This window comes from Streptomyces luteireticuli (genome assembly GCF_041519305.1).
Taxonomy (GTDB): domain Bacteria; phylum Actinomycetota; class Actinomycetes; order Streptomycetales; family Streptomycetaceae; genus Streptomyces; species Streptomyces luteireticuli.
Genome location: NZ_CP167927.1, coordinates 3,156,912 through 3,175,103 on the forward strand (window position 1 = coordinate 3,156,912; position 18,192 = coordinate 3,175,103).

General features: G+C 72.4%; 19 protein-coding genes. 8 read left to right on the top strand and 11 right to left on the bottom strand.

Annotated features, from left to right (window positions below):
* Positions 1-14 precede the first annotated feature (14 nt).
* The 4 genes from AB8735_RS13850 (at position 15) to AB8735_RS13865 (ending at position 3,306) form a co-directional block, all read left to right on the top strand.
* Positions 15-1,043, top strand: coding sequence for a metal ABC transporter substrate-binding protein (locus tag AB8735_RS13850; RefSeq protein ID WP_344018302.1), 1,029 nt, complete (start codon positions 15-17; stop codon positions 1,041-1,043).
* Between the two features lie 14 nt (positions 1,044-1,057).
* Positions 1,058-1,825 (top strand): metal ABC transporter ATP-binding protein, encoded by a 768-nt coding sequence (locus tag AB8735_RS13855; protein WP_344018305.1) that lies wholly within the window; start codon positions 1,058-1,060, stop codon positions 1,823-1,825.
* Positions 1,825-2,715: an iron chelate uptake ABC transporter family permease subunit gene (locus AB8735_RS13860; protein ID WP_344018307.1), complete on the top strand. Its 891-nt coding sequence runs from the start codon at positions 1,825-1,827 to the stop codon at positions 2,713-2,715. The genes AB8735_RS13855 and AB8735_RS13860 overlap by 1 nt, the downstream gene beginning before the upstream one ends.
* A gap of 180 nt (positions 2,716-2,895) precedes the next feature.
* Entirely contained in the window at positions 2,896-3,306 is a 411-nt protein-coding gene (locus tag AB8735_RS13865; protein WP_344018309.1) for a Fur family transcriptional regulator, read from the top strand.
* Between the two features lie 23 nt (positions 3,307-3,329).
* On the opposite strand, the gene AB8735_RS13870 is transcribed toward AB8735_RS13865, so the two are convergent.
* The 4 genes from AB8735_RS13870 to leuA form a co-directional block, all read right to left on the bottom strand.
* Positions 3,330-4,151 (bottom strand): isoprenyl transferase, encoded by an 822-nt coding sequence (locus AB8735_RS13870; RefSeq protein WP_344018311.1) that lies wholly within the window; start codon positions 4,149-4,151, stop codon positions 3,330-3,332.
* Positions 4,152-4,187: 36 nt separating this feature from the next.
* On the bottom strand, positions 4,188-4,934 hold the full coding sequence (recO, locus tag AB8735_RS13875) for a DNA repair protein RecO (RefSeq protein ID WP_372407604.1): 747 nt from the start codon (positions 4,932-4,934) through the stop codon (positions 4,188-4,190).
* Positions 4,935-5,096: 162 nt separating this feature from the next.
* The gene (locus AB8735_RS13880) at positions 5,097-5,825 is read right to left on the bottom strand and encodes a TerB family tellurite resistance protein (protein ID WP_344018315.1); all 729 of its coding nucleotides are present in this window, start codon (positions 5,823-5,825) and stop codon (positions 5,097-5,099) included.
* 218 nt (positions 5,826-6,043) lie between these two features.
* The gene (gene leuA, locus AB8735_RS13885; protein WP_372407605.1) at positions 6,044-7,822 is read right to left on the bottom strand and encodes a 2-isopropylmalate synthase; all 1,779 of its coding nucleotides are present in this window, start codon (positions 7,820-7,822) and stop codon (positions 6,044-6,046) included.
* A 346-nt stretch (positions 7,823-8,168) separates the two neighbouring features.
* Between leuA and AB8735_RS13890 the strand changes: the two genes are divergently transcribed.
* Entirely contained in the window at positions 8,169-9,236 is a 1,068-nt protein-coding gene (locus tag AB8735_RS13890) for a M4 family metallopeptidase (protein WP_372407608.1), read from the top strand.
* A 29-nt stretch (positions 9,237-9,265) separates the two neighbouring features.
* Positions 9,266-9,532 (top strand): protealysin inhibitor emfourin, encoded by a 267-nt coding sequence (locus AB8735_RS13895; RefSeq protein ID WP_372407609.1) that lies wholly within the window; start codon positions 9,266-9,268, stop codon positions 9,530-9,532.
* A gap of 124 nt (positions 9,533-9,656) precedes the next feature.
* On the opposite strand, the gene era is transcribed toward AB8735_RS13895, so the two are convergent.
* The 3 genes from era to AB8735_RS13910 all read right to left on the bottom strand — a co-directional run bounded on the left by era (position 9,657) and on the right by AB8735_RS13910 (position 11,978).
* Positions 9,657-10,598, bottom strand: a complete 942-nt coding sequence (gene era / locus AB8735_RS13900; protein WP_344018325.1) for a GTPase Era — start codon at positions 10,596-10,598, stop codon at positions 9,657-9,659.
* Between the two features lie 68 nt (positions 10,599-10,666).
* Positions 10,667-11,020: a cytidine deaminase gene (locus tag AB8735_RS13905; RefSeq protein WP_344018327.1), complete on the bottom strand. Its 354-nt coding sequence runs from the start codon at positions 11,018-11,020 to the stop codon at positions 10,667-10,669.
* A 43-nt stretch (positions 11,021-11,063) separates the two neighbouring features.
* Entirely contained in the window at positions 11,064-11,978 is a 915-nt protein-coding gene (locus AB8735_RS13910; protein WP_372407613.1) for a helix-turn-helix transcriptional regulator, read from the bottom strand.
* 85 nt (positions 11,979-12,063) lie between these two features.
* Here AB8735_RS13910 and AB8735_RS13915 point away from each other — a divergent pair, with 85 nt between their 5' ends.
* On the top strand, positions 12,064-13,524 hold the full coding sequence (locus AB8735_RS13915; RefSeq protein WP_372407615.1) for an MFS transporter: 1,461 nt from the start codon (positions 12,064-12,066) through the stop codon (positions 13,522-13,524).
* 14 nt (positions 13,525-13,538) lie between these two features.
* Here AB8735_RS13915 and AB8735_RS13920 read toward each other — a convergent pair whose 3' ends face one another.
* Complete coding sequence (locus AB8735_RS13920) at positions 13,539-14,408, bottom strand: helix-turn-helix transcriptional regulator (RefSeq protein WP_344018329.1); 870 nt, start codon at positions 14,406-14,408, stop codon at positions 13,539-13,541.
* Between the two features lie 79 nt (positions 14,409-14,487).
* Here AB8735_RS13920 and AB8735_RS13925 point away from each other — a divergent pair, with 79 nt between their 5' ends.
* Positions 14,488-15,873, top strand: a complete 1,386-nt coding sequence (locus AB8735_RS13925) for an MFS transporter (RefSeq protein ID WP_372407617.1) — start codon at positions 14,488-14,490, stop codon at positions 15,871-15,873.
* Positions 15,874-15,882: 9 nt separating this feature from the next.
* Here the strand turns inward: AB8735_RS13925 and AB8735_RS13930 are convergent, their stop codons facing one another.
* The 3 genes from AB8735_RS13930 to ybeY are packed head-to-tail and all read right to left on the bottom strand — an operon-like array spanning position 15,883 to position 18,188.
* The gene (locus AB8735_RS13930) at positions 15,883-16,305 is read right to left on the bottom strand and encodes an SRPBCC family protein (protein ID WP_344018334.1); all 423 of its coding nucleotides are present in this window, start codon (positions 16,303-16,305) and stop codon (positions 15,883-15,885) included.
* A gap of 54 nt (positions 16,306-16,359) precedes the next feature.
* Complete coding sequence (locus AB8735_RS13935; RefSeq protein WP_372407620.1) at positions 16,360-17,694, bottom strand: hemolysin family protein; 1,335 nt, start codon at positions 17,692-17,694, stop codon at positions 16,360-16,362.
* Positions 17,691-18,188, bottom strand: a complete 498-nt coding sequence (ybeY, locus tag AB8735_RS13940; protein ID WP_372407621.1) for an rRNA maturation RNase YbeY — start codon at positions 18,186-18,188, stop codon at positions 17,691-17,693. The genes AB8735_RS13935 and ybeY overlap by 4 nt, the downstream gene beginning before the upstream one ends.
* Positions 18,189-18,192: the final 4 nt, after the last annotated feature.

Below are 18,192 nucleotides of genomic sequence, written 5' to 3' on the forward strand. Positions count from 1 at the left end.
TGAAAATGGATGTCATGAACGTCAGCTGTCCCCGCCCCGACTCCCGAGCCCCCCGAATATCCCGGAAGATCCGGAAGGCCCGAATAACCGCCGTCGCCGCCCTCGCGGCCGCCCTCGGTCTGGTCTCGCTCTCGGCCTGCTCGTCGGACGAGGACGCGGGTCACAAGGACGGCCAGATCGACGTGATCGCGTCGTTCTACCCGATGGAGTTCCTCGCCCAGCAGATCGGCGGGAACCACGTCCATGTCACCGGCCTCACCAAGCCGGGACAGGAACCGCACGACCTGGAGCTCCGGCCCAAGCAGGTCGCCGCCCTGGAGAAGGCCGACGCGGTCGTCTACCTCAAGGGCCTCCAGCCCGCCGTGGACACGGCGGTCGAGCAGTCCGGCGCGAAGCACGTCGTCGACGCGGCCTCCCTCACCTCCGTGGAGAAGCACGGCAACGAGGTTGACGGCCATCACCACAGCACCGGCGACAACCACTCCGGCGAGGAAGAGGGCCACGACCACGGCGACGAGAACGGCGCCGACCCGCACATCTGGCTCGACCCCGTGAAGTACGCCGAGGTCGCCAAGGGCGTCGCCAAGACCCTCGCCGAGGCGGACCCGGCCCATCGGGCGGACTATGAGAAGAACGCCGCCGCGCTGACGAAGAGGCTCGGCGACCTCGACAAGAAGTTCGCGGACGGGCTGCGGAACCGCGCCTCGGACACCTTCATCACCACCCACGCCGCCTTCGGCTACCTCTCCGAGCGCTACGGCCTCACCGAGGAGTCCATCAGCGGCATCGACCCGGAGTCCGAGCCCAGCGCCGCCCGGATCAAGAACCTGCACAAGCTGGCGAAGGACCACCACGTCAGCACGGTGTTCTTCGAGACGATCGCCAGCCCCGCCACCGCGAAGACCCTCGCCGGCGACCTGGGGCTGAAGACCGACGTCCTCGACCCGCTGGAGGGCATCACCGACGAGTCCAAGGGCCACGACTACTTCGAGGTCATGGAGTCCAACCTCGCGGCCCTGCAGAAAGCGCTCGGCACCAAGTGACGGAGGAGTCAGTGATGGAGCAGCCCGTCATATCCCTGCGCGGAGCCACGGCGACACTCGGCTCGCGGCCCGTCCTGCGCGGCGTCGACCTCACGGTCGGCCGCGGCGAGGTCGTCGCCCTGCTGGGCGCCAACGGCTCCGGAAAGTCCACGGCGGTCCGGGCGATCGTCGGCCAGGTCCCGCTCACCGGCGGCGAGCTGGAGCTGTTCGGCACCCCGAAGCGCAGGTTCCGCGACTGGGCGCGCATCGGATACGTCCCCCAGCGCACCACCGCCGCGGCCGGCGTCCCCGCCACCGTGCGCGAGGTCGTCGCCGCCGGGCGGCTGGCCCGCACCAAGCTGGGACCGCCCCGCAAGGCGGACCGCGAGGCCGTGGTGGCGGCGCTGGAGCTGGTCGGCATGGCCGACCGGCTCAAGGACTCGGTCAACGCGCTCTCCGGCGGCCAGCACCAGCGGGTGCTGATCGCCCGCGCGCTCGCCGTGCAGCCGGAGCTGCTGATCATGGACGAGCCGATGGCCGGCGTGGACCTCGCCAGCCAGGAGGTCCTGGCGAACGCCCTGCGCGCGGAGGTCGCCCGGGGCGCCACCGTGCTCCTCGTCCTCCACGAACTGGGCCCGCTGGAGCCCCTCATCGACCGGGCGGTCGTGCTCCGCGACGGCTGCGTCGTCCACGACGGCCCGCCGCCGAAGGCCGTGGGCCAGCACGCGCTCCCGGGCCACGACCACGTACACCCGCACGCCGGACCGGCGGCGGAACCGACTCGGACAGGGCTGCTGAGCTGATGGACATCCTCGACGCCGCATTCATGCAGCGGGCGCTGCTCGCCGCGCTCCTCGTGGGCATCACCGCCCCCGCGATCGGCATCTACCTCGTCCAGCGCCACCAGTCGCTGATGGGCGACGGCATCGGCCATGTCGCCCTCACCGGCGTGGGCCTGGGCTTCCTGCTCAACACCAGCCCGGTGTGGGCGGCGGCGGTCGTCTGCGTGGCCGGTGCGGTGGTCATGGAGCTGACCCGCTTCTACGGCAAGGCCCGCGGCGACATCGCCCTCGCCATGCTCTTCTACGGCGGCATGGCCGGTGGCGTGATGCTGATCAACCTGTCGAACGGCGGCTCCAACGCCAACCTGGTCACCTACCTCTTCGGCTCGCTGACCACGGTCTCCCAGCAGGATCTCGTCACCATCTGCATACTCGCCGCATTCGTGATCCTGGCCACACTGGGCCTGCGACGACAGCTTTTCGCCATCTGCCAGGACGAGGAGTTCGCCCGCGTCACCGGGCTTCCGGTGCGGCTGCTCAACCTCCTGGTGGCGATCACCGCCGCGCTGACCGTCACCGTCGCCATGCGCGTCGTCGGCCTGCTGCTGGTGAGTGCCCTGATGGTGATCCCGGTCGCCGCCTCGCAGCAGATCGCCCGCAGCTTCGCCACGACGCTGGCCCTGTCGGTGGGCATCGGCGTGCTGGTGACCCTTTCGGGCACCACCACCTCGTACTACGTGGACGTCCCGCCCGGCGCCACCATCGTGCTGCTCGCCATCGGCGTGTTCGTCGTCCTGACCGCGATCGCCGCGCCCTTGGCCAAATCCCGCGCACGCAAGGTCGCGGACGAGGAGCGCTGCACCCTGGAGGAACAGGGCGGAGCGACCGCCCCCGACGACGTACGGGTCTGAGGGGGGGGCGGGGAAACCCCTGGTCGAAGGGCGAGTAAGGGTACCCAAACCTGCAATTCGGGAACCGTCCTGATCCTGTGGATCACGACACCCTGACCGCCCTCCGGGCCTGGCACAATTGGCCGGACACGCCGAAAAACCCGTGCGTCGGGTGTTCAGCCGAGTTTGTAGGAGGCAACTGTGGCGACCGCCGGTCCCCCGGTACGCGGCCGTTCCACCAAGCAGCGGGCCGCCGTGGCGGCAGCGCTCGACGAGGTGGACGAGTTCCGCAGCGCGCAGGAACTCCACGACATGCTCAAGCACCGCGGCGCCTCCGTCGGGCTGACCACGGTCTACCGCACCCTCCAGTCCCTCGCCGACGCGGGCGAGGTCGACGTGCTGCGCACCAGCGAGGGCGAGGCCGTCTACCGGCGCTGCTCCAGCGGGCACCACCACCACCTGGTGTGCCGGATGTGCGGCAAGGCCGTCGAGGTCGAGGGCCCGGCCGTCGAGACATGGGCGGACTCCATCGCCCGCGAGCACGGCTTCGTGGACATCGCCCACACCGTCGAGATCTTCGGCACCTGCGGGGACTGCGCCCGGAACCTCTGAGGGCCGGACGCAGTCCCGGGTGCTCAACCCTGCTGTTCCGGCACCGCGTTGGGGATCGCCCCGCCGAAGCGGCGGTCCCGCTGCGCGTACTCCAGGCAGGCCCGCCACAGGTCGCGGCGGTCGAAGTCCGGCCACAGCACGTCCTGGAAGACCATCTCCGCGTACGCGCTCTGCCAGATCAGGTAGTTGGAGGTGCGCTGCTCGCCGGAGGGGCGCAGGAAGAGGTCCACGTCCGGCATGTCCGGGTAGTAGAGGTACTTCGCCAGCGTCTTCTCGTTGACCTTCGACGGGTCGAGCCGGCCCGCCTTCACATCCTCCGCGAGCGCCTGCGCCGCGTCGGCGATCTCGGCGCGGCCGCCGTAGTTCATGCAGAAGTACAGCGTGAGGCGGTCGTTGCCCTTGGTCTGCTCCTGGGCGATCTGGAGCTCCTTGGCGACCGACCGCCACAGCTTGGGCATGCGGCCCACCCAGCGGACGCGGATGCCGAGTTCGTCGAGCTGGTCGCGCGTCTTGCGGATGAAGTCGCGGTTGAAGTTCATCAGGAAGCGCACCTCGTCCGGGGAGCGCTTCCAGTTCTCGGTGGAGAAGGCGTACAGGGAGATGCTCCCGACGCCCATCTCGATGGCGCCCTGGAGCACGTCCAGCACGCGCTCGGCGCCGACCTTGTGCCCCTCGGTGCGCGGCAGACCGCGGTCCTTGGCCCAGCGGCCGTTGCCGTCCATGACGATGGCGATGTGCCCCGGCACCAGCTCACCGGGGATCTTGGGCGGACGCGCCCCGGAGGGGTGCGGCTCAGGGGTGCGGTAATCGCGTCGGGGGCGGCCCAGAAGCCCGCGTCGTGCCATGACTGCCACTACTCCTCGTACCTCATTACTTCTCGGCTACTTCTCGACGTAGCGGAGCGAGCGCAGGCCCCGCTCCAGATGCCAGTGCAGATAGGCGGCGACGAGGCCGCTGCCCTCCCTGACGTGCCGCGCCTCGCACGCGTCCGCGGTGGCCCAGTCCCCGGTCAGCAGCGCGCCGAGGAGCCCGATCGCCTCCGAGGAGGGTACGACGCTTCCGGGCACCCGGCAGTCACCGCAGACGACGCCGCCGGCCGCGGTGGAGAAGAACCGGTTCGGCCCCGGCATCCCGCAGCGGGCGCAGGCGTCGAAGCTCGGCGCGTAGCCGTTGACGGCGAGGGAGCGCAGCAGGAACGCGTCGAGGATCAGATGCGGGGCGTGCTCCCCCGCCGCGAGGGTGCGCAGCCCGCCGACGAGCAGCAGGTACTGCTGCACGGCGGGCTCGCCCTCATGGTCGGTGAACCGCTCGGCGGTCTCCAGCATGGCCGTGCCGGCGGTGTAGCGGGCGTAGTCGGTGACGATGCCGCTGCCGTACGCGGCAATGGTCTCGCTCTGGGTGCACAGCGGCAGGCTCCGGCCGACGAGTTCGCCGCCGCGCGCGAAGAACTGCACGTCCACATGCGAGAACGGCTCCAGGCGGGCGCCGAACTTGGACTTGGTGCGGCGGACTCCGCGGGCCACGGCCCTGACGCGGCCATGGGTACGGGTGAGGAGGGTGATGATCCTGTCCGCTTCGCCCAGCTTCTGGGTGCGCAGCACGATGCCGTCGTCGCGGAAGAGGGTCATGGAGTCATTCTCCCGCACGGCGCGGGGGCGTCGTGCCGGGGGTTTTGCCCCTGGCACGAAATCCAGCCCGTCCGGCGTTTGAGGACGAACGCGGCGCAGCCGCGTTGCCCCGCGCGGCAGCGCGCGAGAAACGGTGAAAGGGCGGGGCGGGGAGAAAACCCCCTACGACGGCGTCGTCCGCGCCGCCGTCAGCAGACGATCCGTGTCCTCCGGGCAGATCATCAGCGCCCGCCCCACCGTCGCCAGAACCTCCCGCTCCGCCGGCCGGTAGGGCCCGTCCGCCAGGGCGATCCGCGCCCCCTGGAGCAGGATCGACTCCCGCCCGGCGGGCGCGAGGTGCGGGGCCAGCGGCTCCAGCGCCTCGTGCAGCTCGATCGCCAGCGCCGTCCCGCACGGATCGAACCCGTCCCGCCCGGCCACCGCCGGCGCCGGGTATCTGCCCGGCAGCCGTCCCGTGTCCGCGGCCAGCGCCTCGATCAGCGTGACGAGCTGCTCCTCGCTGCAGTCCGCGAAGCCCGCGGCCCGCACCGCCCCGACCGCCGCCCGGCGGACCGTGGGCGCCTCGGTGCCGCCCGCCGCGAGGACGGCCAGCGCCACCGTGTGCACCGCGTCGCGCAGCATCGCGGAGAACCGCGTCGTCGTCGGGTGGTCGAGGACGTCCGTCGCGTACCGCTCGCCGCACGCCGTGCACTCCACGACCGGGCCCACCGGCCCGCGCGGCAGCAGCGGGACGCCCAGCACGACGAGGCGCCGGCGGCCTGTGCGGCGATGGTAGTTGCGGTCCCCGCCGCAGCCGGGACAGAAGAACTCGCCGTCCCCGACGGTGCGCCACACGGTACGTACGCCCAGCACACACCGGTCGGGGCTGTGTCGGCCTTGCGCGTGCTTCACGGCGCACACCTCCATAACGCCACGGCCTCGTCGCCGCGTTGACGTGATGTTAGCCACATCGATGATGTGGCGTCAGTACCTCGTGCGCGGTCTTCGGATGCCCGTCGGCCCCGCGCGCCACCGGCCCCACCGGATACGGTGGTTTCGGCGGCGCGCACTTGACGACGGAGGGGACGGTGCCCGTCAGCAGGCGTCAAGAGCCGTCAACAGGGCGCCCGTCAGGGGCGGTACGCCCGGTTCACCGCCGACACGACCGCCTTGATCGAGGCGCGCGTGGTGTTGGCGTCGATGCCGATGCCCCACAGCACCCGGCCGTCGATCACGCACTCGATGTACGAGGCGGCCTGGGCGCTGGCCCCCTCGCTCATGGTGTGCTCGGTGTAGTCCAGCAGGCGGGCGTCGATACCGGTCGCCCCGAGCGCGTCGAAGAAGGCGGAGATCGGACCGTTGCCGGTACCGGTGAGCACCGTCTCCACGCCGTCCACGACGGCCTCGACGGTCAGCGCGTCGGTGCCGTCGTTCGCCGTCGAGGTGTGGGCGGCGCGCAGCTCGATGCGGCCCCACGGGTTGTCGTCCGTGGGCAGGTACTCGTCGCGGAAGACCGACCAGATCTCCTGCGGGGTGACCTCGCCGCCCTCCGCGTCCGTCCGGGCCTGGATGGTCCTGGAGAACTCGATCTGCATCCGGCGCGGCAGGTCCAGCTTGTGGTCGTGCTTGAGGACGTAGGCGATGCCGCCCTTGCCCGACTGGGAGTTGACGCGGATGACGGCCTCGTACGAGCGGCCGACGTCCTTGGGGTCGATGGGCAGGTACGGCACCGCCCACTCGATGTCGTCCACGGTCTTCCCCGCCGCCGCGGCCGTGGACTCCATCGCCTCGAAGCCCTTCTTGATGGCGTCCTGGTGGGAGCCGGAGAAGGCGGTGTAGACCAGGTCGCCCGCGTAGGGGTGGCGCGGGTGGACCTCCATCTGGTTGCAGTACTCGGCGGTGCGGCGGATCTCGTCGATCTGCGAGAAGTCGATCTCGGGGTCCACGCCCTGGGAGAAGAGGTTCATGCCCAGGGTCACCAGGTCGACGTTGCCGGTGCGCTCGCCCTGGCCGAACAGACAGCCCTCGACGCGGTCCGCCCCGGCCATCACGGCCAGTTCGGCGGCGGCCACCGCGGTGCCGCGGTCGTTGTGCGGGTGCGCGGAGAGGCAGACGAACTCCCGGCGGGAGAGGTTGCGCGACATCCACTCGAAGCGGTCGGCGTGCGTGGACGGGGTCGAACGCTCCACCGTGGCGGGCAGGTTGAGGATGATCTCGCGGCCCGCCTCCGGCTGCCAGACGTCCATCACGCCCTCGCAGACCTCCAGGGCGAAGTCCAGCTCGGTGTCGGTGAAGATCTCGGGGCTGTACTGGTAGCCGAACACGGTGTCGTCACCGAGGATCTTGTCCGCGTACTCCATCACCAGCCGCGTGCCGTCGACCGCGATCTGCTTCACCTGCTCGCGCGAGCCGCGGAAGACGACCCGGCGGAAGACCGGCGCGGTGGCGTTGTAGAGGTGCACGGTGGCGCGGTGCGCCCCGCGCAGGGACTCCACGGTCCGCTCGATCAGCTCCTCGCGCGCCTGCGTCAGCACGGAGATCGTCACATCCTCCGGGATCGCGCCCTCCTCGATGATCGAGCGGACGAACGCGAAGTCGGTGGCGCCGGAGGACGGGAAGCCGACCTCGATCTCCTTGTAGCCCAGGCGCACCAGCAGGTCGAACATCTCCCGCTTGCGGGCCGGCGACATGGGGTCGATCAGCGCCTGGTTGCCGTCGCGCAGGTCGGTGGAGAGCCAGCGGGGGGCCTTGGTGATGCGGCGGTCCGGCCAGGTGCGGTCGGGCAGGTCCACCGCCTCGTAGCGGCCGTACTTGTGGACCGGCATTCCCGACGGCCGCTGGGTGACGGTGGCGGCGGTCAGGGGCGTGGGACGGCCGACGGGGGCGGAGGGGTCGGTGGTCACGGGCATCTGCGCGGAGCTCCTCGGTACGGGCTCGGAAGGAGGGCGACCGACACGGTGGCGGCTGGACCGCAGCACCGGACCCCGCGGGGAGGGCGTCGGCCTACGACTGCGAACCCTCGCCGCGGCAGCTAAGAAGAAGCAGCCCGTAGCGCATGATGTGCAGCACACTAACCGAGGGCCGGCGGATCGCCGAGGGGCGTTTCAGCATGCGGGACGCCCGAGGTCAGCGGGCATCTTCGGGCGCCTACCAGCGCGGAACGGAATCCGCCGGTCAAAGCCGTCCAAACACTCGATTTCATTAATCATGGCACCAGGGAGTGACACGCGCATGACCCGGTGCCACATTCGGGCCATGAATGACGACCCCACCGGGACGGCGCACCGTCCCTTCTGCACGATCATTCCTCCCCACATCCTCGACCGGCTCGCCCAGTCCGAGGACCCTCTCCACCACGAGCCGGCCCGCCGCACCCTCGAACACGACGGCGCCCTGCGCACCCGCCGCCGGGTCACGGCCGCGCGCGGGGTGGCGGCCCCCGCCGGCACCCCGTCCGACAGGCCGCAGCGCACGATCTACGACGCCCACCACGGCACCCAGCTGCCGGGCACCAAGGTGCACGGCGAGGGCGACCCGCCCTCCAAGGACGCCACCGTCAACCGGGCCAACGCCGGCCTGGGCGCCACCTTCGAGCTCTACCTCAAGGTCTACGGACGGCACTCCATCGACGACGCGGGCCTGCCGCTGAACGCCTCGGTCCACTACGGCACGGGCTACGACAACGCCTTCTGGGACGGCGAGCAGATGGTCTTCGGAGACGGGGACGGCACGGTCTTCCTCGACTTCACCATCCCCATCGACGTCATCGGCCACGAGCTCACCCACGGCGTCACGCAGCACACCGCCAACCTGGAGTACTACGGGCAGTCCGGCGCGCTCAACGAGTCCGTGTCGGACGTCTTCGGCTCGCTGATCAAGCAGTACGCGCTCGGCCAGACCACGGACCAGGCGGACTGGCTGATCGGCGCGGGCCTGCTCGGCCCGACCATCCACGGCGCGGCGCTGCGCTCGATGAAGGCGCCCGGCACCGCCTACGACGACCCGCAGCTGGGCAAGGACCCGCAGCCGGCCACCATGGACGACTATGTGCGCACCCCGCGCGACAACGGCGGCGTGCACATCAACTCCGGCATCCCCAACCGCGCCTTCTACCTGGCGGCCACCGCCCTCGGCGGCCACGCCTGGGAGCGCGCCGGGCTGATCTGGTACACCACGCTGACCGGCGGCGAGCTCGCCTCCGACGCCGACTTCGCCGCCTTCGCCCGGCAGACGGCGGCCTCCGCACGGAGCCTGTACGGGGAGGGCGACGCGGTCCAGGCGGTCCTCAAGGCGTGGTCCCAGGTGGGCGTCCCCGCCTCGTAGGCGGGCGGCCGGGGGACGAGAATGGCGCCATGCGGATCGTCATCACGCGGACCGGCGGCTTCGCCGGCATCGAGCGCAGGGTCGAACTGGACACGGCCGGACGGCCGGACGCCACACACCTGGAGGCCCTCGCCCACCGGGCCCTGGCCCCCGGCCGCGACGCCCCCGCCCGGGGCGTCCCCGACGGCTTCCACTACGAGATCACGGTCGACAACCGCAAGGTGCACCTGGCGGACCCGCACCTCACGGAGGACCAGCGGGAGCTGATCCGCTTGGTGCTGCGCGAAGGGGCGTGAGGGGGCTTTCTCCCCGCCCCGCCCTTTCACCGTTTCTTCCGGGGCTGCGCCCCTCGGCCCGCAATGCGGCGCGGAGCGCGGCGAGAAACGGTGAAAGGGCGGGTCCGGGGCACAAACCCCCCGCTCAGAAGCCCAGCTTCCGCAGCTGCTTCGGGTCCCGCTGCCAGTCCTTGGCGACCTTCACATGAAGGTCGAGGTACACCGGCGTGCCCAGCAGCGCCTCGATGTGCTTGCGGGACTTCATGCCGACCTCCTTCAGGCGCGCGCCCTTGGGGCCGATGATGATCCCCTTCTGGCTGGGGCGCTCGATGTAGAGGTTGGCGTGGATGTCGAGGAGCGGCTTGTCCGCGGGGCGGTCCTCGCGGGGCAGCATCTCCTCGACGACGACGGCGATCGAGTGCGGCAGCTCGTCACGGACGCCCTCCAGCGCGGCCTCGCGGATCAGCTCGGCGACCATCACCTGCTCGGGCTCGTCCGTGAGGTCGCCCTCGGGGTAGAGCGGGGGGCTCTCCGGGAGCAGGGGGACGAGCAGGTCGGCCACCAGGGAGACCTGCTGGCCGCCGGTCGCGGAGACCGGGACGATCTCGGCCCACTCGATGCCGAGCTCCGCGCCCAGCTGCTGGACGGCCAGCAGCTGCCCGGCCAGGGTCTTGGAGTCGACCAGGTCCGTCTTGGTGACGATGGCCACCTTCGGGGTCTTCTTGATCCCGGCGAGCTCGGCGGCGATGAAGCGGTCACCGGGACCGATCTTCTGGTCGGCGGGCAGGCAGAAGCCGATCACGTCGACCTCGGCCCAGGTGGTGCGCACCACGTCGTTGAGCCGCTCGCCCAGCAGGGTGCGCGGCTTGTGCAGACCGGGGGTGTCGACCAGCACCAGCTGGGCGTCCGGGCGGTGCACGATGCCGCGCACGGTGTGCCGGGTGGTCTGCGGGCGGTTCGACGTGATCGCGACCTTCGTCCCCACCAGTGCGTTGGTCAGGGTCGACTTGCCCGCGTTGGGGCGGCCGACGAAGCACGCGAAGCCCGCGCGGTGGGGCGTCTGGGAAGGGGAGGAAGCTCTGTCCATGAGCAATATTCTCCCTGATCGCCCGCCCGGCGCCGACCAGAGGCCGCCCGGCGCCCGCCCGCGGCCGGTCAGCCCGCGCTGACGACCTCCGAGGGAGTGCCGTCCGGGCCCGCCAGCAGCACCGGCGTCGCCGGGCCGCCCAGGTCCCGTACGGCCGCGCGGTCGGCGTCCGGGACGGCGGACGCCTCGGTGACCACGGCCGCCGCCTCCAGCGACTTCGCCCCGCTGGCCACCGCCATGGCCACGGCCGTGGCGAGGGCGCTCAGCCGCAGGGAGTCGAGGGCGACGGTCCCGGCGACGTACGTCCGGCCGGTCTCGTCCCGGACGGCCGCCCCCTCCGGGACGCCGTTGCGGGCCCGGGTGGCGCGGGCGAGCGTGATGAGCTTGCGGTCCTCGGGGTCGAGCGCGCTGATGTCCGTCATGGGCCGAGGATAAGCGGGCGCACGGATCAGCCCTCCGACGGGATCAGCTCGCCGACGGGACCGCGTACATCCCGCGCCGCCCCTCGGGCGAGTTCAGCCACTCCACGCGCTCGGCGGTCCCCGTCCCCGGCACGGGGTTGTGCAGGAGGATCGTCAGGTCCGGCCGGGCCGGGACCCGCAGCGGGCTGATCTCGAAGTACAGCGTGCCGGCCAGCGGATGCTCGAACTCCTTCATCAGCAGCCCGGCCGGCTCCACGTCGTTGCGGGCCCACAGCTCGGCGAACTCCGGGCTCTCCTCGGCGAGTTCCTCGATGATGGCCTCGAACCCCTCGTCGCCCGGACGCTCCGAGGAGGCCGCACGGTACTGGGCGACCACGTTCCGGGCGTTCTCCTCCCAGTTCGCGGTGCGCGAGCGGTAGACGGGGTCGGTGAAGAAGGAGATCAGGCAGTTCTGCCGGATCTCCGGGCGGAAGCCCATCACCAGGGCGGCGGACTCGTTGTACGCCACGGTGTTCCAGTACGGGTCCATGACGTGCGCCGGATTGGGCAGCCAGCCGTCGAGCAGCCGGAGCAGGCCGTCGCACATGTACTCCGGGTCGTCGACCGCGGTGTCGGGCAGCGGCGGGTTGAGCCCGGCCAGGACGTACAGGTGGCGCCGCTCGGTGCCGGACAGCCGGAGCACCCGGGCGACGGCGTCCAGCACCTGCGGGGAGACGGTGATCTCGCGCCCCTGCTCCAGCCACTGGTACCAGGACGCGCCGACCCCCGCGAGCACGGCCACCTCCTCGCGGCGCAGCCCCGGCGTGCGGCGGCGGGCGCCGCCGTCCGGCAGCCCGGCCTGGGCCGGGCTGACCCTGGCCCGCCGGCTCATCAGGAAGTCGCGCAGCTCGGAACGGCGGTGCCCCCCGGCACCGGCCGCGCGTGCCGTCGCTGTCGTCGCTGTCGTCGCGCTCGTCAACGGTTTCCCCCTCGTACCTGGTGGTGCGACCACCACCATAAGCGCCGACTCCCTACGGGTATTCCGGCCGACGGAGGGTGGCCGCATGGCGATCGACACGTCCCCCTCCCCCGCTCGCTCCTCCGCTCCGCCCACGGCGGACGCGGGGATGACCACCCGCGCGAAACTGACCCTGCTGGTGCTGTGCGCCGCCCAGTTCATCGTCGCGCTCGACTTCTCCATCCTCAACGTGGCCCTGCCCGTCCTGGGCGACGACCTCGGCATGGGCCAGGCCGACCTCCAGTGGGCCGTCACCGCCTTCGCCCTGCCCTCCGGCGGCTTCCTGCTGCTCTCCGGCCGCCTCGGCGACCTGCACGGCAGGCGGCGGCTCTTCCTCGCCGGACTCGCCCTCTTCACGGTGGCCTCGGTGCTGGCCACGCTCGCCTGGAACCCGGCGGTCTTCCTGGCCGGACGGGCCCTGCAGGGACTCGGCGCGGCCGCCGTCGTACCGGCCGGCATGGCCCTGCTCACCACGACGTTCCCCGAAGGGCCGCAGCGCGAGCGGGCGTTGGGGATCAGCAGCACCCTGCTCTCGCTCGGCTTCACCGTCGGCATGCTCCTCGGCGGCGTCATGACCGACGGACTCGGCTGGCGCTCGACCATGGGCCTCCTCTCGGTCGCCGGCGTCGGCGTCCTCCTGGTCGCGCCCGGCCTGCTGGCCGAATCCCGGAACCCCGACCGGCCGCGCCTGGACCTCCCCGGCGCCGCCACCGTCACCGGCGGCCTGCTCGCCCTCATCTACGCCCTGTCCACCGCCGCCCAGCGCGGCTTCGGCGGCGCGGACGTCCTCGTCACCCTGATCGCCGGGCCCGTGCTGCTCGTCGCGTTCGTCCTCGTCGAGTCGCGGGCCGCCGAGCCGCTGGTGTCGCTGCCGATGCTGCGCCGGAGGACGGTCGCCTTCGGCAATCTGGCCGGGCTGGTCACGTTCTCGATGATGAGCACGGTCGTCTTCCTGCTCACGCTCTACCTCCAGGAGGTGCTGGGGCTCTCGGCCTTCCGCACCGGGCTGATCTTCGGCGTGGAGGGCGTGTTCGCGGTGGCCGCCGGCATGACGGCGTCCCGGGTCATCGCCCGCTTCGGCACCCGGACGACCCTGGTGGGCGGGCTGCTGGTCCAGGCCGTCTTCACGGCGCTGCTGCTCCTGGTGGGCGGCACGTCGGGCGCGTGGCTGGCGCTGGTGGGCACTTCCCTCGCGGTCGTCGGACACCTGTGGGCGATCGTGGCCTACGGGGTCACCGCCACCTCGGGGGTCCCGAACAGCGAACAGGGCCTGGCCACCGGCCTGGTGACCAGCTCCCAGCAGATCGGCCTCACCGTCGGCATCCCGCTGCTGAGCGCGGTCGCCTCGGCCCGGACCGCCGCCCTGAGCTCGGACGGCGCGGGCTTCGGCGCGGCGACGCTGGGCGGGATCAAGCTGGGGCTGGGCGTGGACGCGGCGGTCGTCGCGGCGGTCGCGGTGCTCGTGGCGGTGGGGCTGCGGCGCACCCGCCCCGCGAACGGCGGCTGAGCCCCCGTCCGTCCCTACGAACGGCCGTCGAGCGACGCGATCTTCCCGGCGGTGCCGGTGCCCGGGACCGGGTTGTGCACCACGATCGTCAGGTCCGGCCGGGAGGGGATCCGCAGCGGGCTGCTCTCGAACACCAGCCTGCCGACGAGCGGATGCTCCAGCTCGTTGACGAGCTGCCCCTCCGGGCGGACGTCGCCGCCCTCCCACAGCCGGGCGAACTCCTCGCTGGCCGCGGACACTTCGCCCACCAGGGCGGCGAGCTCCGCGGCCCGCGAGGCGTCCGGCTGTTCGGTGCACGAGGCGCGGAACTGGGCGACGACGCGGCGGGCGTTCTCCTCCCGCGCGGGCGAGGGCGGCCGGTAGACGGGGTCGGTGAAGTAGTGCCGCAGCCAGTTGTGCGGGCGGCCGTCGGGGGCGTCCTCGCCCCCTTCGCCCAGGCCCAGGACGAGGGCCGCGGAGGCGTTGTGGGCGACGGTGTTCCAGTACGCGTCCATGATGTGCGCGGGATTCGGCAGCCACGCGTCGATCAGTCGCTGCAGCCCCGGGCAGAGGCTGTCCGGCGACTGGCCGGACTCCGGCAGCGGAGGGTTGAGCCCGGCCAGGACATACAGATGGCGCCGCTCGACGGGGGTCAGCCGGAGCACCCGGGCCACACCGTCCAGCACCTGCGGGGAGACGGTGATCGCGCGCCCCTGCTCCAGCCACCGGTACCAGGTCGTGCCCACACCCGCGAGGACCGCGACCTCCTCCCGGCGCAGCCCCGGCGTGCGCCGCGGGCCGCCGGCGGGCAGTCCGGCCTCGGCCGGGTCCACGCCCGCCCGGCGGCTCATCAGGAAACGGCGCAGCTCATGGCGGCGGGGCGGCGGCGTTCGCACGGTGGTCATGACTCTCCTGACGGGTACTGCGGCTACCCCCATCAACACGCTCTCCCCACACCTATTCCGGGGACCGGAGGGTGGAGCCATGCCCGTCGACGCCCCGCCCCGCCCCGTCCTCCCCGCCCTCCCCGGCCGTGCCCGGCTGACCCTGCTGGTGCTGTGCGCCGCCCAGTTCGTCGTCACGCTGGACTTCTCCATCCTCAACGTGGCGCTGCCCGCGCTGGGTTCCGACCTCGGCCTGGGCCGGACCGACCTCCAGTGGGCCGTCACCGCCTTCGCCCTGCCCTCCGGCGGCCTCCTGCTCCTCTTCGGCCGGCTCGCCGACCGGTACGGGCGGCGCCGGCTCTTCCTCCTCGGCCTCGGCGTCTTCACCGCCGCCTCGGTACTGGTCACGCTCGCCCCGGACGCCGCGTCCTTCCTCACCGGGCGCGCCCTGCAGGGGGTGGGCGCGGCCCTGATCGTGCCGACCGGGATGGCCCTGCTCACCACGGCCTTCCCCGAAGGTCCGCTGCGCGAGCGGGCGTTGGGCATCAGCGGCACGCTGCTCTCGCTCGGGTACACCACGGGGATGGTCCTCGGCGGCGTCATGACGGACGGGCTCGGCTGGCGCTCGACGATGGGACTGCTGGCGGCGGCGGGGCTGGGGGTGCTCCTGCTCGCGTCCGCCGTGCCGACGGCGCCCCAGGCTCCCGGCCGGGCCCGGCTGGACGTCCCCGGCGCCGTCACCGTCACCGGCGGTCTCCTCGCCCTCGTCTACGCCCTGTCCACCGCCGCCGAACGCGGCTTCGGCCGGGCGGACGTGGTGGTGGCGCTGGCCGCCGGGCTCGTCCTGCTCACCGTCTTCGCCGTCGTCGAATCCCGGGTCGCCGAGCCCCTGGTGCCCCTGCCGCTGCTGCGCCGGAGGACGGTGGCATGGGGAAACCTCGGCGGGCTGGCCACGGTGTCGACGATGACCGCGCTGATCTTCCTGCTCACCCTCTACCTCCAGGACGTGCTGGGCCTGTCGGCCTTCCGCACCGGGATGCTCTTCGGCGTGCAGGGGCTCTTCGCGGCGCTCGGCGGGATGACGGCGTCCCGCGTCGTCGCCCGCTTCGGCGCCCGCCGTGTGCTGGCCGGCTCCCTGCTGCTGCAGGCCGCGGCGACGGCACCGCTGGCCTGGCTGGACACCGGCCCCACCGCCGCGTGGGCCGCGCTGGCCGGGGCGTCGGTGGGGGTCGTGGGCAACCTGTGGGCGGTGGTGGCGTACGGCGTGACGGCCACGTCGGGCGTACCGGACGCCGAGCAGGGTCTGGCCACGGGCCTGGTGACCGGCGCGCAGCAGCTGGGGACGACGGTGGGGATCCCGGTGCTGAGCGCGGTGGGGGCGGGGTGGGGGCTGCGGGGGGCGATGGGGGCGGATGCGGCAGCGGTGGCCCTGGCCGGGGTGGGGGTGGCGCTGGGGCTTCTGCGGGGTGTCCGCGGAGGGGATTGAGCCCGGGGCTCAATCCCCCCGCGCGGCGCCCAAGCCGCCCCGCACCTGCTCCTCCAACCGCTCCAGACTCCCCCTCAACGCCTCCTCGACCACCCCGTCCACCGGCCGGTGCGACCCCGGCCCGAACGACAGATGAACCGTCACCTCGCTGCTCCCGCCGTCCCCCGCCGCCACCTGGAGCCACCCCGCGTACCGCCGGTCCTCGCTCGTCCCCCACACCAGCCGGCGCCGGTCCTTCTCCACCCTCACCAGGGCTTCCGCGTCGTCGCCCGTGCGGTCCTCGTGGACGGTGACCACCGGCCCCGGCGGGTGGTCGGCGTGGACGTGGAGCTCCCCGGGGAGCCAGCGCTCCAGCCGCTCCAGGTCACAGGCCTGCTCGAAAACCGCCTCCGGACGGGCGGCGATGGTACGGGTGTGCTCGAAGTCGCTCATGGGGCGGTGGGTAACCCCCCACCGCCCCACCCATGCGCACGACCCGGAAACGGGTCAGGAAATTCCGCCGCCCGGCCGCCCGGCCGGGGTCCCGGAGGCCCCCCGCACCGGCTCCACCAGCACCGTCACGATGCGGTTCCGCCGCCCCGCCGGGGCCTCGGCCGTCAGCCGCAGCGCCGTCAGCGCCGGATCCGAGCCGCGCTCGGCCAGCGGGACGTCCGCCGTCGCACCGGCGATCGGCACCCGGCCCAGGGACTTCGCCAGCAGCCCGCCGACGGTCTCCACGTCCTCGTCGTCGAGATCCTCCAGCCCGTACAGCTCGCCGAGGTCCCCGAGGTCGAGCCGGGCGGTGACCCGGAAGCGGCCCCCGCCGAGCTCCTCCACGGGCGGCAGCTCGCGGTCGTACTCGTCGGTGATCTCGCCGACGATCTCCTCCAGGATGTCCTCGATGGTCACGATCCCGGCCGTGCCGCCGTACTCGTCGATGACGACCGCGCAGTGGCTGCGCTGCTGCTGCATCTCGCGCAGCAGGTCACCGGCGTTCTTGGTGTCGGGCACGAAGACCGCGGCCCGCATCACCGTGGAGACCGGCTCGGACTCGGCCTCGCGGTTGATGTGCGTCCGGCGGACCAGGTCCTTGAGGTAGACCACGCCGACGACGTCGTCCTCGTTCTCCCCGGTCACCGGGATCCGGGAGAAGCCGGAGCGCAGCGCCAGCGTCAGCGCCTGCCGGATGGTCTTGCCGCGCTCGATGACGACGAGATCGGTCCGCGGCACCATCACCTCGCGCACCAGCGTGTCGCCGAGCTCGAAGACGGAGTGCACCATGCGGCGCTCCTCGTCCTCGATCAGCGACTCCTTCTCCGCCAGGTCCACCATCGCCCGCAGCTCCGCCTCGGAGGCGAAGGGGCCCATGCGGAAACCGCGGCCCGGGGTGAGGGCGTTGCCGATGAGGATCAGCAGCCGGGGCACCGGCCCCATGATCCGCGCGAGCGGCAGCAGGACGTACGCGGCGGCGGTCGCGGTGCCCAGCGGGTGCTGGCGCCCGATGGTGCGCGGGGAGACCCCGACGGCCACGTACGAGACGAGGACCATCACCGCGACGGCGACGGCCAGCGCCTCCCACGTCGCGTCGAACGAGCGCAGGCAGACATACGTCACCAGCACCCCGGCCGCCATCTCGCAGGCGACGCGCACCAGCAGCGCCACATTGAGATAGCGGGTCGGGTCCGCCGCGACGGCCATCAGCTTCGCGCTGCCGCGCCGCCCCAGCCGCACGGCCTCCTCGGCGCGGAACCGCGTCGTCCGGGACAGCCCCGCCTCCGCGCAGGCCGCGAGCCAGGCGACGACGAGCAGGAGGACCGCCGCGGCGATCAGTCGGCCGGTCACGTGATCGTGGGAGCCGGGGAGGCCCCTTCGATCCCGCGCTCGGCGCGCCAGCCGTCGATGATCGCCGCCTGGAGGCCGAACATCTCGGCCTTCTCGTCGGGTTCCTCGTGGTCGTAACCGAGGAGGTGCAGGACGCCGTGGACGGTCAGGAGCTGGAGCTCCTCGTCCATGGAGTGCCCGGTGGGGGCCGCCTCGCCCTGCTTCTTCGCGACCTCCGGGCAGAGCACGATGTCACCGAGGAGCCCCTGCGGGGGCTCGTCGTCGCCCTTCGCCGGCGGGCGCAGCTCGTCCATCGGGAAGGACATCACGTCGGTCGGGCCGGGCAGGTCCATCCACTGGATGTGCAGCTGCTCCATGGCCTCCTCGTCGACGACGATGACCGACAGCTCGGAGAGCGGGTGGATGCGCATCCGGGCCAGCGCGTAGCGGGCGACGTCGAGGATCGCCTGCTCGTCGACCTCCGTGCCGGATTCGTTGTTGACGTCGATCGACATCGTG

Excerpts from the sequence above, each read along its gene's own strand:
- AB8735_RS13850 (WP_344018302.1), top strand. The coding sequence starts at position 15 with ATGAACGTCAGCTGTCCCCGCCCCGACTCCCGAGCCCCCCGAATATCC.
- AB8735_RS13855 (WP_344018305.1), top strand. The coding sequence starts at position 1,058 with ATGGAGCAGCCCGTCATATCCCTGCGCGGAGCCACGGCGACACTCGGC.
- AB8735_RS13860 (WP_344018307.1), top strand. The coding sequence starts at position 1,825 with ATGGACATCCTCGACGCCGCATTCATGCAGCGGGCGCTGCTCGCCGCG.
- AB8735_RS13870 (WP_344018311.1), bottom strand. The coding sequence starts at position 4,151 with ATGGCACGACGCGGGCTTCTGGGCCGCCCCCGACGCGATTACCGCACC.
- recO (WP_372407604.1), bottom strand. The coding sequence starts at position 4,934 with ATGACCCTCTTCCGCGACGACGGCATCGTGCTGCGCACCCAGAAGCTG.
- leuA (WP_372407605.1), bottom strand. The coding sequence starts at position 7,822 with ATGCCCGTGACCACCGACCCCTCCGCCCCCGTCGGCCGTCCCACGCCC.
- AB8735_RS13890 (WP_372407608.1), top strand. The coding sequence starts at position 8,169 with ATGAATGACGACCCCACCGGGACGGCGCACCGTCCCTTCTGCACGATC.
- AB8735_RS13895 (WP_372407609.1), top strand. The coding sequence starts at position 9,266 with ATGCGGATCGTCATCACGCGGACCGGCGGCTTCGCCGGCATCGAGCGC.
- era (WP_344018325.1), bottom strand. The coding sequence starts at position 10,598 with ATGGACAGAGCTTCCTCCCCTTCCCAGACGCCCCACCGCGCGGGCTTC.
- AB8735_RS13905 (WP_344018327.1), bottom strand. The coding sequence starts at position 11,020 with ATGACGGACATCAGCGCGCTCGACCCCGAGGACCGCAAGCTCATCACG.
- AB8735_RS13915 (WP_372407615.1), top strand. The coding sequence starts at position 12,064 with ATGGCGATCGACACGTCCCCCTCCCCCGCTCGCTCCTCCGCTCCGCCC.
- AB8735_RS13920 (WP_344018329.1), bottom strand. The coding sequence starts at position 14,408 with ATGACCACCGTGCGAACGCCGCCGCCCCGCCGCCATGAGCTGCGCCGT.
- AB8735_RS13925 (WP_372407617.1), top strand. The coding sequence starts at position 14,488 with ATGCCCGTCGACGCCCCGCCCCGCCCCGTCCTCCCCGCCCTCCCCGGC.
- AB8735_RS13930 (WP_344018334.1), bottom strand. The coding sequence starts at position 16,305 with ATGAGCGACTTCGAGCACACCCGTACCATCGCCGCCCGTCCGGAGGCG.
- ybeY (WP_372407621.1), bottom strand. The coding sequence starts at position 18,188 with ATGTCGATCGACGTCAACAACGAATCCGGCACGGAGGTCGACGAGCAG.